This window comes from Fodinicola feengrottensis (genome assembly GCF_010993775.1).
Taxonomy (GTDB): Bacteria; Actinomycetota; Actinomycetes; order Mycobacteriales; family HKI-0501; genus Fodinicola; species Fodinicola feengrottensis.
On the sequence record NZ_WOTO01000065.1, the window covers coordinates 23,245 to 38,726 of the forward strand.

The window sequence follows — 15,482 nt, forward strand, 5'->3', positions numbered from 1 at the left end:
GTCATTCTGCTCGAGTGCTCTACCCGAACTGCACCGACCGCTTGGACAGGCCGTACCAGAAGCCGTCGATGGTGACCGCCGGTGTGCCGCCGCCGGCGGCGCCCAGTGCCACGAAAAGCGGCGCCAGGTGTTCGGTACGCGGATGCGCGAGGGTCGGCGCGGGTGCCTTGTGGGCGAAGTCCAACAGGTTGTCGATATCGCCGCCGGCGAGCCGCTCATCGGCCCAGGCGTCGAATTCCCTCGACCACGCCGGCGGGGCGTAGTCCGGGCCTTGGTCGAAGTGCACGCAGCTCAGGTTGTGGGTGAGGAAGCCGCTGCCGACGATGAGGACGCCTTCGTCGCGCAGCGGGGCGAGCTGGCGGCCGAGGTCCATCAGCCCGGCCGGGTCCAGGGTGGGCATCGACATCTGCAGGACGGGGATGTCGGCATCCGGGTACATGACGGTCAGGGGGACGTACGCGCCGTGGTCCAGGCCGCGGTCCTCGTCCGCCTGGACGGGCGTACGGACCAGCTTCCCGACCTTCGCCGCGAGGTCCGGGGCGCCCGGGGCAGGGTAGCGAGTTTCGTAGTATCGGGCCGGAAATCCCCAGAAATCGTAGACCAGCGGCACGGTTCGGGTGGCGCTCAGGGTGACTGGCGCGTTCTCCCAGTGGGCGGACACCATCAACACCGCTTTCGGTCGCGGCAGGTCGGCGGCCCAGTCGGCCAGCTGACCGACCCACCGCTCGTTGTCGACCAGCGGCGGGCGCGCCGTGACCGAGATAGAGCGCCGGCATCTTGTCCATCGTTCGCCTCCATAGTTAGTTTAACTTTCAACTAACTGGTGAGCTCGGCCTATTCCCGTACGCGGGGACGTAGGGTGGGATCTCGTGACCGTGGATCTGCGCAGCGACACCGTGACCAAGCCGAGTCAGGCCATGCGGGCCGCGATGGCGGCGGCGGACGTCGGCGACGATGTGTATGGCGAGGATCCCGAGATCAACGCGCTGGAGGCCGAGGCGGCCGCGCTGTTCGGGCACGAGGCGGCGCTGTTCGTGCCGACCGGCACGATGGGCAACCAGATCGGGGTCGCGCTGCACGCGGCGCCCGGCGACGAGGTGCTCTGCGACATTGGCGCGCATCTGCTCGCGTACGAGCGCGGCGGGTCGGCCGCGTTCTTCGGCATCACCAGCCGCACGATTGTGACGGCCGACGGCATCTGTGACCCGGCCGCGTACGAGGCGCAGGTACGCGAGGGGGACTGGCACACCGTCGGGACCCGCGTCCTGCAGGTGGAGAACACCCACAACCGGGGCGGCGGTCGTGTCCAGCCGCTGGCGGCCCTGCGCGGGCTGCGCCGGGTCGCCGACGACGCCGGCATCGCGGTGCACTGCGATGGCGCCCGGATCTGGAACGCCCATGTCGCTTCCGGGGTGCCGCTGCACGCGTACGGGCAGCTGTTCGACACGGTGTCGGTCTGCCTGTCCAAGGGGCTGGGCGCTCCGGTCGGGTCGCTGCTGATCAGTACGGCGGACCGGATGGGCCGGGCTCGGGTGCTGCGTGGCCGGATGGGCGGCGCGATGCGGCAGGCCGGCGTGTTGGCCGCGGCCGGCCGCTATGCGCTGAAGAACAATCTGGAGAGGCTGGCCCAAGACCATGCCCGGGCTCGTCGGCTGGCCGATGCCCTGGTGCCCTACGGCCTGGTCGACCCGGCCCAGGTGCAGACGAATCTGGTGATGATCAACCTGCCGGCGCCGCGGCCAGATGCCGCCACGGTGGCGCGAGCCGCCGCCGAGGCCGGCGTGCTGGTGTCCGCGATGGACGAGCGGCGGGTCCGGCTGGTCACCCACCTCGATGTCAGCGACGACGATGTCGACGTGGCTATCAAGGTGTTGACCGGCATTCTTACTTAATCGATGATGCCTTCGACGCCGTCCCGCAGCGGTTTGAGCGGCTGGAACGGTCGGCTGGCGAGCCGTTTTCTGGCCGCCACCGAGAGCCGAAGCCGTCCGTTGGTCATTCGGTCCTTTGTTCGTACAGTGTTCGGAATGTTGTCACCTTTCCTTGGGTGAAAATGGACGATGGCCGCGAGTTGCGCAAGCAACTCGCGGCCATCGGTGGTGAATCAGATAGCGCGGACCTGCTCGGCCTGCGGGCCCTTCTGGCCCTGGGTCACCTCGAACTCGACCCGCTGGTTCTCATCCAGCGAACGGTAGCCGTCGCTGGCGATCGCCGAGTAGTGCACGAAAACATCGGCCGAGTTGTCATCGGGGGCGATGAATCCGAAGCCTTTTTCGGCGTTGAACCACTTCACTGAGCCTTGAACCATGAAAAGCCGTCTCCTTCTAAGACTGTGGGCACCCACACCTTATGGGTGACCTCGTTGACGTGTTCACCAGCCCCAGAAACGACGAAACGCCCGCGACTACAACTCGCGGGCGTCAAGACGTACGTGAACTGCACTTCAACTGAGGAGAACTCTAGCAGGTAAATCCGGGTTGTGGTGGGTGAGTGTGGAAACACTCACCCACCAGCCCTTATTGATGCTGCTGAGCCTCCAGCCGGAAGGCGAGACTCCGGTCGGTGACCGGCGCCGGCTCGAAGATCACTGGATACGTACGGGAGGCCGTCGGTGCGGCGAGGGTGGCCAGCGACATCGCGACCGCTCCCAGGTTGCCGTTGGAGCCGCGTACGCACCGGGCCGCGGCCGCGGTGAGCTGGTAGAAGCTCGTCAGGCAGAGACCGAATTCGGTGTGGCCGCTGGCGTTCGGGTGCAGGGTTTGTTGGACAATCTGCCCCCGCCGAGGCCGTTGCGCAGCTCGGTGAGGTCGATGGTGATGCCGTTGGCCCATTCCTGCGAGTGGTCGATGCCTTTGGCGCAGACCTCACGGCCGTAAAAGGCTTGGGACAGGTCCATGAACCGGACACCAGACGACCGTGCCACCGCGGCCATGGTCGACGAGAACTGTGCGACCGCGTTCAGCTTCGCCCAGTTGGCGTCGTCGTCGCGGACCGGACAGCCCTGGAAGGGCTTGGTGAAGGAATAGCGGTTGTCGCCGGTCACCGCGGACGGATATGACTGCAGAACCAGCTGGTAGTCGGAGTCCGCATAGCCGGCCGCTCGCATGACCGTACGAATATCCGCGAGATTGTGGGCGATTTTTTCGGGGCCGCGGCGGACAGCGCCGGCGGCAGCTTGCTCGCCCAGGAATCCTGGCAACGGCCGGAAAGTTTGAAGAAGGCCTTGATGCAGTCCAGCACGATCGAGCCGAAACCCACGTCATTTCCACCGATGGACAGCACGATCAGCTTGACCTGGTTGTCGCGGGCGACCGCGCGCAACCGCTCGGCTTGCGGAGCCTCGCCGTTTTGTGGGGTGCCGCCGAGCGCGACATTCGCCGTGCTGGCACCGGAACAGGCCAGGTTGATTTGCTTGTTGGCAGCGATGCTGGTCCGGTGGATCTCGGATTTCGTGGAGCGGTGGCAGAAGTCGCCACTCTGGTCGGTGCCCGGTTCGTACGAGCCGGCCGCCTCGCCGGAGATGTAACTGTCACCCATCGACACGATCGCGGTGGGTTTCCCAGCGCCGGCGGCCGCCGGCACCGCGGCCAGCATCCCGGCCGCCAGCGCCAGCACACCCACCACCACGGTCACTTTTCGAGCGGACATCAGCCAACTCCCTTCGCCGCGGACAACGAGGGTAATCGTGCCGGTACGGGCAGTATTCGGCAAGGGTTAGCGAGTGCGGTGTGGATTTCCTCCCGTGGGGGTGTTCTGGTTGTCGCCTGTTATGAGCATGATGGCTGGTTCGGCATTGATGTCGACCGGAGTTTTTGTTGTGAGGCCAGCATCGCGCAGCCATCGCTCGTACTCGGCGAGTGGGTGAAGAGCCCCTTCTTTGGTCCTCAGATAGAGGGAAAGTTCGTAGACGGCCGCGCCGGGGCGGCCGGGGACGCCGTCCATGATGGCCAGCTGGCCGCCCGGATTCAGCAGCTGGCTGAGCCGGCTAATCAGGTCTGCGCAGGTGGCCGCGTCGAAAAGGTGGCAGAACTGGCCGAGCACGATCAGGTCGTACGAGCATTCCGGCAGCGGATCGTGAAAGACATTCGCTGGCAGGAAAGTGAACTGGCCGACCAGGCCCGCGGCCGAAACCGCCCGGCGAGTGCTCACCAGGACCGCCGGCAGGTCGAGCGCGGTGACCTGACTTTCCGGGTTTTCCCGGGCCAGCGCGATGCTCCACGGCGCAGCGCCGGCTCCGACGTCCAGAAATGCTGCTGGCCGGCGGCAGAATAACGGCGGCCCGGTCCGCCGCCTCCAGCCACATGGCGGCCAGCGAAGTCACCACCTGCGGATACATTTCGGTGGCGGTGTCGGGGGTGTCCATGTCCACCGCTGGTACGCCGGTGCGGACGGTTTCGGTGAGGTGGTCCCACATCGGCAACACCGGATGTAGCGACGCCATGCCCGGCTCGGTTGGTTGGTAACGCCCGCCCGGAAGTTCGGTGACGATTTCTTCGGCGACCAGTGCGGCCAGCAACAACCGCACGCCTTTGGCGTTGGCACCGCATCGGCTGGCCAGCTCGGTCGCGGTGGCGGGCTCCCGGTCGATCGCGTCCAAGAGGCCCAACTGGACGGCGGCGGAGAAAGTGGCGAGCCGAGCGGCCGCGGCGTTGAGGTTGAACAACGCGGAATTCATTGCGCTGCCTCGATCTCGACGATTCCGCGGTCGCCGTCGACCGTCACCAGCTGCCCGTCGCGGAGGACCTTCGTCGCGCAGCCAGTGGCGACCACGGCCGGGATCTGGTATTCCCGTGCGATGATCGCGGGATGCGCGAGAGCGCGCCACCGGAATCGGTGACAATGGCGCCGACTAACGGAAAGAGCACCGACCAGCTGGGCCGGGTGGACGGGCAGACCAGTACCTCGCCGGACACCAGCCGGTCGAAGTCGGCCTCGCTCTGGATCAGCCGCACTTTCCCGCGGTAGCTGCCTTTGGACGCGGCCACTCCGGTCAGCAGGTCGGCCGCCTCGGCTTTCATGCGGCCGCTGCTCTGCTGCTCAAGAATCTGCTCGACACCCCACTGCATCCGATCGGTCATCTCGCGAATGGCCGGCGGCAGCCAGCGGCTGGAAGGGGGCGGCCCAGGATCCCGGCCGTACGACGGTGGGCCTGGATTATCCAGGGCCACCTGGTGTCGGTTCCGGTTTTCGGTGGCGCTGGGGCGAAGATCGCGACCGCTGGAGAGCGCCTCGGCCGCCTCGTCCACCTCGACGAAGAACACGTCATCGACGGACTCCAGGTGGCCCGCCTCGACCAGCCGGCGGCCGGCTTCGAGCACCACCGTGCGGGCTACCCCGACCGGACCGTCGATAGTGTAGAAGACATTGTCCTCGCGGAGCGGATAAGCCTTCACCGCGCGGCCAAGAGCCGCCTCAAAAGTGGCGAGGTTGGCGCCGGACAAGGCAGCCCGGGCCTGGTTGGCGACTTTTTCCCGCTCCTGTGCCAAAGCTTTGTCATGGTCACTGTGCCGCAGGTTGGTCTCGTCGCGGAGCAGAGCTGTCAGCAGGCCGGGGACCTCGGCCAGGGTGGGTTCGGCCAACTCGATGACCACCGCTCGAAAGCCGTACGAGCGCTGAAAATCCTTCACCGACTCGGTGAAGCCGGCCTCGCCCCGCTGACCGGCCAAAGTGGACAGTGCCCGGCTCGGCTCGGTGGACTTGGCGGACAGCCCGGCCACCAGCCGCATTGCCCGAAACTGGTCCCCATCCCAACAGCTTCTGACAGGTCAGCCCGAGTTCGGCGACACCGTACATATAGGCCATCACCACCCGGAAATGTTCCCGGGCACCGTCCGTGCAAAGCTGCCGTGCGTCATGCAGTCGCTGGACCAGCTCGCGATCGTCCACAGTGGACAGGTCGGTGGCCAGCAGCTGGTCGATCCGGTGCTGGAAGTCAGGCCGGGACCGCTCGTACCACTGACGGGTGACAGTGCCGGCGTAATCGGTTCGTACGACCTCACGGCACCGCCGCATTCGCTTGCTGGCGGCCGGCGAGAGCCGCAGCAGCCAGGGCAGCAGCCAGGCTGGCGGCGCGGCCCGGTCCGGCGGCGCGCCGACCGGTTCGACGGAGCCATAGAACCAGCCGCCGATGGTGGCCAGGCGCAGGTTGATCAGCAGGCCGAAATCCTCGCAGGCCGCCAGCATCGCCGGCGCCTCGTCCATCATCGAGTTGGTCATCGGCGTACGCGCCACCGGTGCGTGGGCGGTGTCGCGCCGCCAGAATCCGGCCGGCGCCACGACATCGGTACGCGCGGAGAGGGTTTGCTGCTTCATAACCGGCATCCTGCTGGCCGGCCGTGCTGCGGCGGTATAGGTATCAGCACGTAAATCCGTCACCCCGCCGGCCGATGGTCGTTCGCCCACCGGGTCAGCGCCCACCGGGAGGGCAGTTCCAGCCATGCGTAAATATTACGCAAATGGGTTTCGACCGTACGTTCGCTGAGAAAAAGCTGGGCCGCCACCTCCCGATTGGACAGGCCGTCGCCGACCAACCGGGCAATTTGCGCTTCCCGTTTGGTCAATTCCCCGGTTTTACGCGTGGTCGGCGCTCGTAGACCGAGCTTTCGGGCCAACTGGCGGCTGCGGTCCAACCACGGGACGGCGCCGGCCCGTTCGAATACGGCCAGGCAGATTTTCACCGCCTGACGGGCTTCCTCGTCCGTGGGCGCCGACTCGGCAGCGGACAGACGGGCCTGCGCGGAAAGCAGCTGCATTCCCATGGCGGCCAACCGATCCGCCGCGGAGGTCAGTAGCGGCCAGGCCTGGTCCGGCTCGCCATCGGCGATCATCATGAGCGCTTGCTGCTGATCGGCCAACGCCTGCGGAAAGGGTGCGGTCCGGCCCAGCTCTCGCAGCCAGTCGGCGATCTCCCGCGCGTTGTCCACGTCTTTTCTTGCCACCGCGGCGAAACCGGCGAACGTCAAGCGTAGGCAGCCAACCACTGGATCATGCAGGAACCGCAGCCGCTGATACGTGAGTGGCCCGGTCCGGCTGGCCTGGCCAGACTGCAGGGCGATCGTGGTCTCGGCAAGCTCCCAGTAGGCGACCAGCTGGTTCTCGTCGGTCTGGTAGCGCTCAGCGACTTCGCTGAGGCAGTTGCCGGCCTGAGTGAGGTCGCCTCGTTCGGCGAGCAGAAAGGCCCGGATGCGAAGCCCGCGCCCGATGGAGCGGCTGATGTCGGTCCGCCTGGCGTAGTCGAGCCCGCGCTGGCTTTCTTCCAGCGCGGATTCCAGATCGCCGGCCAGATAATGTACGAGTGCCAGTCTTTCGGCGATCGAGGAAACCGCCGACGGCAAATCGAGACGGATCTGGTTCAGCGAGTCGCCGAAGGTGATGGACTTGGTCGCGGTGTCCAGGTCACCGGCGAGCACCGACAGCATGAACAGCCATCGCGCGGTTCCGCTGGTGACAACCGGATTGTCGTCCTGTACGGCGAAAGTCATGCCATCGCGAGCGGCCCGAAGCGCGATTTCGTAGTCACCGTCGAGCATGGCATGCAGGGCCCGGCCGGAGCAGCCGACCGCCTGCGCGGCGGCTGACGGCGTTCGCTCGGCGAAGATGATCATTTTGTCGGCGATGCCACGCAACTGGTCGGAGGTGCCGTGCCGGAGATCGGCCACCATCCAGATATGCACGGTGTCAGCGGTTTTCCAGACCTCCAACGGATCCACCGTCGAAGTGTTCGGGATCGAGCCACCGCGTTCGGAACGACGAAGCAGGGCCAGCCGTAGCTGAGTTGGCTCTGTTGGCTGGAATCTCCCTGCTCTTCGGCGGCCGCCGCGCCATCGGCGAGGGCCCGCGCGGCCTCGTCCAGCTTGCCGAGTCCTTGGTATGCGCGGGCCAGGTCTCCCAGCAGTGGCGCGAGCCTCGCGCCGTCATCGGTGGAGCGAGCAATCGCGATGGCGGCTTCCAAATACCGCATCGCTTCGTCGCCAGAGCCCACCCGGAGCGCGCGTTTTCCAGCGCTGGCGAGGACTTCGATCGTACGGGCCGGATCGACCAGGGCGCCGGCAGCGCGGTAATGCGGGGCCAGGCTGAGCACGTCGTCCGGGTGCAAGCGGTCGATGGCGGTGGCCAGTGCGGCGTGCAGCGCGCGCCTTTGCGCGGTCGTGAGCTCGGCGTAGGCGACTTCGGCATAGAGCGGATGCGCTACCCGGTAGGAAAGTATTCGTCCCGCCTGCTCGTCGATCATTCCCTCGATGACGAGCTGCCGTAGTGTTTGGTCGAGATCGTCGCCGCTCCAGAGTTCGTGAAGGACGTCCTCGGAGCCGGAGTCGCCAGCCACCGCGATGATTTCCAGCAGCCGGCGTTCGCGGGCAGCCAACCGATGCAGCCGGCCGACCACCACATCGCGGACGATCGCCGGCAGCCGCTCCGGCCGCAGCCGGCTCTGTCCACTGTGGACCAGCGCGGTCACGAAGAGCGGCACGCCTTTGGCTCGTACGGTCACATTTCGCAGCAGTTCGGCGGTCGGATCGGTGCCCAGCAGCTGGCGGGTCAGGTCCGCCACCGCGGTGTCGCTCAGCGGTGCCAGGATGAGTTCGGCGTCCGGATCGTTGCGCCGGACCGCCATCGCGAGCTCACGCAGGGGACCCTCGGCTTCGCCGGAGCGATAGGTGGCCAGCAGCATCACTCGCTGGTCGGCGATCGTTCGTCCAATGAAATGCAGGAGTTCCACAGTGCCGCGATCCGCCCAGTGCACATCGTCGACGTAAAGGAAAACTCCGGTCCGCTCGGCGAGCCGGCCGATCAGGTCGGCCACCGCCTCGAACATCCGGGTGCGTTCCAGTTCCGGATCGCCGAGCGGCTCACAGGGCGGCAACCGGGAATCGGGCAGTAACCGGCTCAGGTCCGCCAGCCCGCGCAGAATTTCGGTGGCGTCACGGTCAGGCAGCGAGGTCAGGTGCCGGCGCAGAGCCGCCACTATCGGTGCGTACGCGAGCCCGGTGTGCAGTGGGTGGCCGCGGCCGGTGAGCACGGCGAAACTGCCCTTCTGGGCAGCGATCTCGGCAATTTCGCTGGCGAGCCGCGACTTGCCGATGCCGGCCTCGCCCGAGAGCAGCACGATCCGGCCGCTGGCAGCTCGCGCGCTTTCCAGCGCTGCCAACAACATCTGCCGCTCGGCATCGCGACCTACCAGTGCCGGCACCGACGACCCCCGTTCCTTCGGAGATCCCACGATAACGGTTGGGCGAAATGGTGAAGGCCCCTTGCGCGCGTTGGTTCGCAGACGCAAGGGGCCTTCGGTCAGGGAGCTGAAGGTCAGCTCGTGGTGAGTGCCGTGTCGTCGAGCGTGAACGAGGTCTGCAGGCTGCCGTCCTCGGTGCCGGAGAAGCTGATGGTCACGGTCTGACCGGCCAGCGCCGAGACATCGAAGGACTTCTGCGAGTAACCGGCGGCCTTGTTCAGGTTCGAGTAGGTCGCCAGCGTGGTCGAGCCCGCCTTGACGGTGAGCTTGTCGTACGCCGTCGAGGTGGTGGTTTCGGCGGTGTCAATGTGAAGGTAGAAAGTCAGCGAGGCGTGACACCCGGCCGGAATGGCCACCGACTGCGTCACCGAGTCGGTGTGAGTGCTGCCATAACCGTCCAACCACGCCAGGTAGCCGCCGCTGTGCGACGGTTCACTGCCAGCGGCGGAGATGACGCCTGCGGTAGCCGTCCATGGGGCGGCCGTACCTGTCTCGAAGCCCGGGTTGCCGAGTTTCTGGCCAGGGCTGGAACATCCGCCGCCACCGGTGGGGTTGACCGCCCAGGTGAACGATGCGGTGGCGGTGGCGTTGGTGGCGTCTTTCGCTGTGACCGTCACGTTAGACGTGCCGGCGGCGCTGGGCGTACCGGAAACCGCGCCGGAAGAGCTGACCGAAAGGCCGGTCGGCAGGCCGGTCGCGGTCCAGGTGTACGGCGCGGTGCCACCGGTTGCCGACAGCTGCAGGCTGGCGGCCGTACCGACGGTGCTGGTCTGGTTTCCCGGGTTGTTAACCGAAAGTCCGGGGTTGGTGCCGCCGCCGGCGGCGAATGCCGCGGTGCCGTTCGGCGTACCAAGACCGGTCGGACCGTCCCAGCCAGCGCCGGCGGTGCAGAGCACCGAAGGCGAGCAGGAACCGTTGGAACCGGAGGTGACATCGAACAGGTTCGCGGTGTGGGCGTACGGGTAGGAGTTCGGACGGTCCGAAGCGCCGGGGGTGCCGGCCTGCGCGTAAACCGACGCGATGATCGGCGAGGACGCGCTGGTTCCGCCGTAGACGGCCCAGCCACTTCCGCCGTACGTCTGGTAAACAGCGAGACCGGTGTTCGGGTCAGCCACCGCGGAAACGTCGGTGTCCGCCCGCGTGGTGCAGGCCGAGATGCCGCTCTGGAAGGACGGCTTGGTGACGCTGGCCGCGCAGCCGCTGCCCGCGCCGTTCCACGCCGACTCGGTCCAGCCGCGGGTGTTGCTGGAGGTGTTCAGCGAGGTGCCACCGACCGAGGTCACGTACTGCGAGGTCGACGGGTAGATCGCGCCGTAGCCGCTGTCACCACTGGAAGCGGTGTAGACGACGCCCGGGTGGTTGAAATACTGCGAGTCGTACGACGGTGCGGTGCTGTCATCCCCGCCGCCCCAGCTCATCGAGATGAATTTCGCGCCCATTGTCCGGGCGGTGTCCACCGCGGTGTAGAGGTTGTCCGACGGGTCGGTCGCCTCCACCAGCAGGATGTGGCAGGTCGGGCAGATCGCCGACACCATGTCCACGTCCAGCGAGATTTCGCCGGCCCAACCCGTGTCACCGGTCGGCAGTGGGCTGGCCTGGCCGCTTTGGTTGACCTTCTTGAAACAACCGTTCGCGGTGGTGCAGGCCGGCAGGCCGAAGTTCGACCGGTAGGCCGCGAGGTCCGACTCGGCGTTCGGGTCGTCGTACGCGTCGATGATGCCGACCGTCGCGGTGCTGCCGCCGGTGATTTTGTAAGCGGACGTCAGTTGCGTGGGGCCGTAGCCGGACACCTGTGGAGAGTTGACCTGCGGCTGTTTGATGTCCGTACGCTTGATCGCGAAGCAGGTGTTCTGGCCTGCTTTTGTGGCCTGGTTGCAGGAATAGACGGCATTGGCGGAGTACGGGGTCGCGGTGGGCGTAGCGGCTTGTGCGGGTGCTGCGAGGCAGGTCACTACCAACGCAGCTCCGTAAAGAACTGGTAAAGCACGCTTGAGGATACGCACGATGCCTGTCCTGGGGGATGGACCTTAACGCCGCCTTAAAACCGGCCGGAATGTCGCGACGGGTGACACATATGTACAAGCAGGCCTGGCAAAACGGTGTCGCGGAAGTGTCACTGGCACTAAAGTGTCATCTCTGCGCGTACCTGGAGTTGTCGATGATTCCCGATCAAACCCGCTATCTCGCGACCCTCGGCCTGCCCGACGCCGAGGTGGAGATCTATGGGCATCTGCTGCTGATCGGTACCGCCGCCGTCCAGCAAATCGCGCAACTAACCGGATATACGGCAGAAGCCGTACAAAAGGCCTTTACTTCTCTTAATGAAGGCGGATTAGTAGGTCTTGTCGGGAATGATCCCGCGGTCGTTGTTCCGGTACGCCCCGGGCCCGCCCTCGATCTGCTCATCCGTTCCCGCGAAGCCGAGCTGGCCCGCGCCCGGATCGCCGCCGTCAACGCGTACGACGAGTTCCACCGCGAGGTGGTGCGCGACAGTGCGGACCAGCTGGTCGAGGTCATCATCGAGGCGCCGGCCGTACGCAATCGCATTCACCAGCTGGAGAAAAGCGCCCGTGCCGAGATCCGCGCCCTGGACTCCCCGCCATACTACGCCGTTTCGAACGCCAACGACGTCGAGCTGGAAAACCTCGGTCGGGGCGTACGCTATCGAGCGGTCTATGCCAAAGCCGCGCTCGTCGAGTCGGCGTACCTCGCGGAAAATGTCAGTCCCTGCATCAAAGCCGGCGAGGAGTCCCGCACTCTTCCCGAACTTCCGGCAAAACTCTTGATCGTCGACGACGAATGTGCTGTAGTTGCCCTTTCCCAACCAGAGGCCGATGTCGGACGTCTGGCTCTGCTCATCCGTCCATCCAGTCTGCTGTCCGCCCTCATCGGACTTTTCGAGATCTGCTGGCGATCCGCGCTGCCCCTGGACCTCCGAGGAGAACCCAACGGCCCGTACTTACAGCCCAGCGAACGCCGCCTGCTTGGCCTGCTCGCCGCTGGCATGGGCGAGAACAGGCTGCTCGCAGCCTCGGCGTCAGCAGGCGAACGCTGTTCCGCTATCTGGAGGGACTGATGTCCCGTACCGGCGCGGCGAATCGATTCCAGTTGGCCCTTTATGCCGTACGTAATCGCTGGATCTAGCTTCTGCATGTAATTTTTTACTCGCGCGTTCTTGGTTGTCGTGCCCCGATTAGGCGAAAGATCCCTGCTTTCTTTGGGCGAATACGTGGACATTCCGGGCCGATAATCGCACGGGGGGTGTCTTTCTCAAAACAACCTGTTACCGTCGCTCTGCTGGTGGGGGTCAGAACGGGGAACGGGGAACATGACCAACCGCATTTCTAGCACCATGCCCAAAGCGGCCATCGTCTCGACGATGATCAACCAACGTCATCCGGATCAGTCGTACGCGACGACCGGCCGCGACGGCGGCGCGAAGGTCGGTGTCAGCCCGGACCGCGCCGACCTCTGTCGGTCGTTGTTCCGCTTTCCGTCGACCACTTGGGCGATCGCGGGTGGCAAGACAGCCGGTCGTGGCAGTGACTATTTCCACGGAGCAATAGACAGCGTTTACGCCTTTGGTGGCGTGCTCAGCGACGAAGAGATCGGCAACCTCGCGGCCTGAGTCTCTCGGCTTGCGTCGCACACGGTTTTGAACGAACGGGGAAATGATGACGACTGCTCGGCTTTCCGCTGTCCACCGAAATCGCGCTCCGCAACATCGAAGTAACCGAAGACGACTCAGCCTGTTCGTTAGCTTGCTGTTGGTTGGTGCAGCACTTCAGGTCGTTGGCGCTGAAACGGCCCAGGCGGCGCCGCAGCCGCCGGCGCCTACGACAAGCAAAGCGCGGGCGGCCGCCAAGGCCGCGCAAACCGGCCAGCCCGTGGAGATTCCGGATCTGACAACCGCGACTTCGCAGACCTTCGCCAACCCGGATGGAACTCTCACCGATCAGGTGGCTGCGGCTCCCGTACGTGCTCGTCATGCGGACGGTAGTTGGGGCGACCTGGACTTCACGCTGACGACGGCCGCCAACGGTTCCGTCGTGCCAGCGGCTTCCCCGTACGGCGCGGTGCTGTCGGGAGGGGGCACTGGTGCGCTGGTCAAGCTGGCTCAGGGAACGAAGACGTTGTCATTGAGCTGGCCGAATGGATCACTTCCGCAGCCGGTCCTGTCCGGCGCCACGGCAACCTATCCGAATGTCCTGCCTGACGTGGACCTGCGAGCTTCGCTCGGGGCTGACGGTTTCTCCGAAGTCCTCGTGGTTAAGACCCGTCAGGCGGCATCGAACCCAGCGCTGGCGAAGGTCAGGTTCACGACTGCGGTCGGCGGCGTAACCATTCACGGCGACGGGAATTCCTTCTCCGCGGTCGACGGCAGCGGCGCTGAGATCTTTGGCTCCGGGACCCCGATGATGTGGGACTCCGTCGGCGCCAGCGCCTCGGCCAGAGTGCCGGGAATGACCAGGCAGAATGCTAGCCCGGCTGATGCCCCGCCGGCGGACTCGCTGAAAGCGGCGATGCCAATGGCGGTCAGCTCGAACGCGGTTGAGGTCACGCCGAGTCAAACGCTGTTGACCGGATCGGACTCTGTTTTTCCTGTGTACATTGATCCGTCTGTCTCGGTGGTCGGTGGTTGGTCGATGATCAACGCCAACCATCTCGATCAGTCGTACCTTTCCTACGACCGGAACGAGGGTGCGAAAGTCGGATTTATCGAACAGCCTGGTGATGGAAACGAGCTCTACCGGTCGATGTGGCGCTACGGGACCTCAGCGTTCGCTGGAAAGCACGTTAGGAATTGGAATGAAATAACATTTCAAGTTGGCTGATTATTTGGTATTATGTCGGGGTGCCCAAGGATCGATCTGTTGAATTTGCTGCGATGGCGGAGCGTCTGGCCGGTTTGCTGCCGGCTTTGGATGAACGTCAGCGGCGGTTGGCGTTGGCGACGGAGGCTTGTTCGTGGGGGTATGGTGGGATTTCCGCTGTGTTTCGCGCGACCGGTGTCCATGCCGACGATTCGTCGGGGGTGTGCGGGAGTTGGATGCCGCGGGTGATGGTGTCCCGCGGGGTCGTGTGCGGATTCCTGGCGGGGGTCGCAAGAAGGCCGAGGACGCCGACCCGGATTTGATGGATTGCTTGGATTCCTTGATTGAGCCTGGAACGCGAGGTGATCCGGAGTCCCCGTTGCGGTGGACTACGAAGTCAACTCGCAATCTCGCCAAGGAGGCAACCGAGCAAGGCTATGCGGCTAGTCATACGCTCGTGCGGAATATTCTCCGCGGGATGGGCTACAGCCTGCAAGGAACCCGGAAAACCCTGGAGGGTGAACAGCATCCTGATCGTGACGCCCAGTTCCGTTACATCAACGGACTCGCCGAAGATTTCCTGACCACTGGCGATCCAGTGATCAGCGTGGACACGAAGAAGAAGGAGCTGGTCGGGAGGTTCACGCAGGCCGGGCGGGAATGGCGGGAAAGTGGCAATCCGGTCAAGGTCTCGACCTATGACTTTCCCAACGCGAACGGCAAAGCCATCCCGTATGGCGTGTACGACATCGCGGACGACAGTGCATGGGTATCGGTCGGAGTCAACCACGACACGTCCGTGTTCGCGGTCGCTACCATCGAAGCCTGGTGGCGAGAAATGGGACACAAGAAGTATCCGAACGCCACACGCCTTCTCGTCACCGCTGACGGAGGCGGATCCAACGGTTCCCGTCCCTGGTTGTGGAAGTACGAACTAGCTCGACTCGCCAAAGCAACCGGCCTTGAGATCAAGGTCTGCCATTATCCACCCGGCACCAGCAAATGGAACAAGATCGAACACCGTCTCTTCTCCCGCATCAGCCTCAACTGGCGAGGCCGCCCCCTGGAAACCTTCCAAACCGTCGTCAACCTCATCGCCAACACCACAACCACCACCGGACTCACCGTCCGCTGCGAAATCGACACCAACCTCTATCCCACCAAAATCAAACTCACCACACAACAAAAGGAATCAATCCCGCTAGCCAGGCACGAATTCCACGGCGAGTGGAACTACACAATCAAATCAACTGTTTGAAATCTTATATGATTCCAGCCCCTTACCGGCGTCACGTTCTCCGTCTACATCACGCATTCTTATTCCTGTACGGCCTCATACGATGAGCTGCGCGTAGTCGCGCCATTCGACGCCTCGACGACCTGGCGCAACCACTCGGGTTCGTGGACAGGCTCGGCGATCTCTTCGGCTAGCAGTGTTTCCT

General features: G+C 64.9%; 14 protein-coding genes and 2 pseudogenes. 5 read left to right on the forward strand and 11 right to left on the reverse strand.

The annotated features are described in order from the left end of the window. Nucleotides 1–19: 19 nt before the first annotated feature. Nucleotides 20–785: pseudogene (locus GNX96_RS40490) on the reverse strand (dioxygenase family protein). Nucleotides 786–869: 84 nt separating this feature from the next. On the opposite strand from GNX96_RS40490, the gene GNX96_RS40495 reads away from it, so the two are divergent. After that, a complete protein-coding gene (locus GNX96_RS40495) occupies nucleotides 870–1,892 on the forward strand; it encodes a threonine aldolase family protein (RefSeq protein WP_163572922.1) in 1,023 nt (340 codons plus the stop codon). Between the two features lie 212 nt (nucleotides 1,893–2,104). Here the strand turns inward: GNX96_RS40495 and cspE are convergent, their stop codons facing one another. From cspE to GNX96_RS40545, 10 genes and pseudogenes are all read right to left on the reverse strand, one after another. Further along, the gene (gene cspE, locus GNX96_RS40500; RefSeq protein ID WP_163572923.1) at nucleotides 2,105–2,308 is read right to left on the reverse strand and encodes a transcription antiterminator/RNA stability regulator CspE; all 204 of its coding nucleotides are present in this window, start codon (nucleotides 2,306–2,308) and stop codon (nucleotides 2,105–2,107) included. Between the two features lie 402 nt (nucleotides 2,309–2,710). Further along, on the reverse strand, nucleotides 2,711–3,043 hold the full coding sequence (locus GNX96_RS40510) for a hypothetical protein (RefSeq protein WP_279582790.1): 333 nt from the start codon (nucleotides 3,041–3,043) through the stop codon (nucleotides 2,711–2,713). Beyond that, the gene (locus GNX96_RS40515; protein ID WP_163572926.1) at nucleotides 3,040–3,648 is read right to left on the reverse strand and encodes an SGNH/GDSL hydrolase family protein; all 609 of its coding nucleotides are present in this window, start codon (nucleotides 3,646–3,648) and stop codon (nucleotides 3,040–3,042) included. Before GNX96_RS40515 ends, GNX96_RS40510 begins: the two co-directional genes overlap by 4 nt. Before the next feature lie 66 nt (nucleotides 3,649–3,714). Beyond that, complete coding sequence (locus tag GNX96_RS40520; protein ID WP_163572941.1) at nucleotides 3,715–4,245, reverse strand: methyltransferase; 531 nt, start codon at nucleotides 4,243–4,245, stop codon at nucleotides 3,715–3,717. A gap of 214 nt (nucleotides 4,246–4,459) precedes the next feature. Further along, nucleotides 4,460–4,675 (reverse strand): annotated as a pseudogene (locus GNX96_RS67485) (methyltransferase family protein); the annotation flags it as partial. Continuing rightward, nucleotides 4,672–4,770 (reverse strand): hypothetical protein, encoded by a 99-nt coding sequence (locus tag GNX96_RS66140; RefSeq protein ID WP_390624275.1) that lies wholly within the window; start codon nucleotides 4,768–4,770, stop codon nucleotides 4,672–4,674. The pseudogene GNX96_RS67485 and the gene GNX96_RS66140, both read right to left, overlap by 4 nt. 729 nt (nucleotides 4,771–5,499) lie before the next feature. After that, nucleotides 5,500–6,312 carry a hypothetical protein gene (locus tag GNX96_RS66145; RefSeq protein ID WP_163572927.1) on the reverse strand — a complete coding sequence of 271 codons (813 nt, stop codon included), beginning with the start codon at nucleotides 6,310–6,312 and terminating at the stop codon, nucleotides 5,500–5,502. A 59-nt stretch (nucleotides 6,313–6,371) separates the two neighbouring features. Next, a complete protein-coding gene (locus GNX96_RS40535; protein ID WP_279582792.1) occupies nucleotides 6,372–7,661 on the reverse strand; it encodes a LuxR C-terminal-related transcriptional regulator in 1,290 nt (429 codons plus the stop codon). Continuing rightward, the gene (locus GNX96_RS40540; protein ID WP_163572929.1) at nucleotides 7,601–9,187 is read right to left on the reverse strand and encodes an ATP-binding protein; all 1,587 of its coding nucleotides are present in this window, start codon (nucleotides 9,185–9,187) and stop codon (nucleotides 7,601–7,603) included. The genes GNX96_RS40535 and GNX96_RS40540 overlap by 61 nt, the downstream gene beginning before the upstream one ends. 113 nt (nucleotides 9,188–9,300) lie before the next feature. Beyond that, nucleotides 9,301–11,229, reverse strand: a complete 1,929-nt coding sequence (locus GNX96_RS40545; protein WP_279582793.1) for a putative Ig domain-containing protein — start codon at nucleotides 11,227–11,229, stop codon at nucleotides 9,301–9,303. A 155-nt stretch (nucleotides 11,230–11,384) separates the two neighbouring features. On the opposite strand from GNX96_RS40545, the gene GNX96_RS40550 reads away from it, so the two are divergent. The 4 genes from GNX96_RS40550 to GNX96_RS40565 all read left to right on the forward strand — a co-directional run bounded on the left by GNX96_RS40550 (nucleotide 11,385) and on the right by GNX96_RS40565 (nucleotide 15,298). After that, nucleotides 11,385–12,302 (forward strand): TrmB family transcriptional regulator, encoded by a 918-nt coding sequence (locus GNX96_RS40550; RefSeq protein ID WP_279582794.1) that lies wholly within the window; start codon nucleotides 11,385–11,387, stop codon nucleotides 12,300–12,302. Between the two features lie 252 nt (nucleotides 12,303–12,554). Continuing rightward, complete coding sequence (locus tag GNX96_RS40555) at nucleotides 12,555–12,854, forward strand: LamG domain-containing protein (RefSeq protein ID WP_163572930.1); 300 nt, start codon at nucleotides 12,555–12,557, stop codon at nucleotides 12,852–12,854. Nucleotides 12,855–12,987: 133 nt separating this feature from the next. Beyond that, nucleotides 12,988–14,061, forward strand: coding sequence for a hypothetical protein (locus GNX96_RS40560; protein ID WP_163572931.1), 1,074 nt, complete (start codon nucleotides 12,988–12,990; stop codon nucleotides 14,059–14,061). A 53-nt stretch (nucleotides 14,062–14,114) separates the two neighbouring features. Beyond that, a protein-coding gene (locus GNX96_RS40565) for an ISAzo13 family transposase (protein WP_163572932.1) occupies nucleotides 14,115–15,298 on the forward strand; the annotation gives its coding sequence in 2 pieces (ribosomal slippage) (nucleotides 14,115–14,247 and nucleotides 14,247–15,298; 1,185 coding nt in all). Nucleotides 15,299–15,482 lie beyond the last annotated feature (184 nt).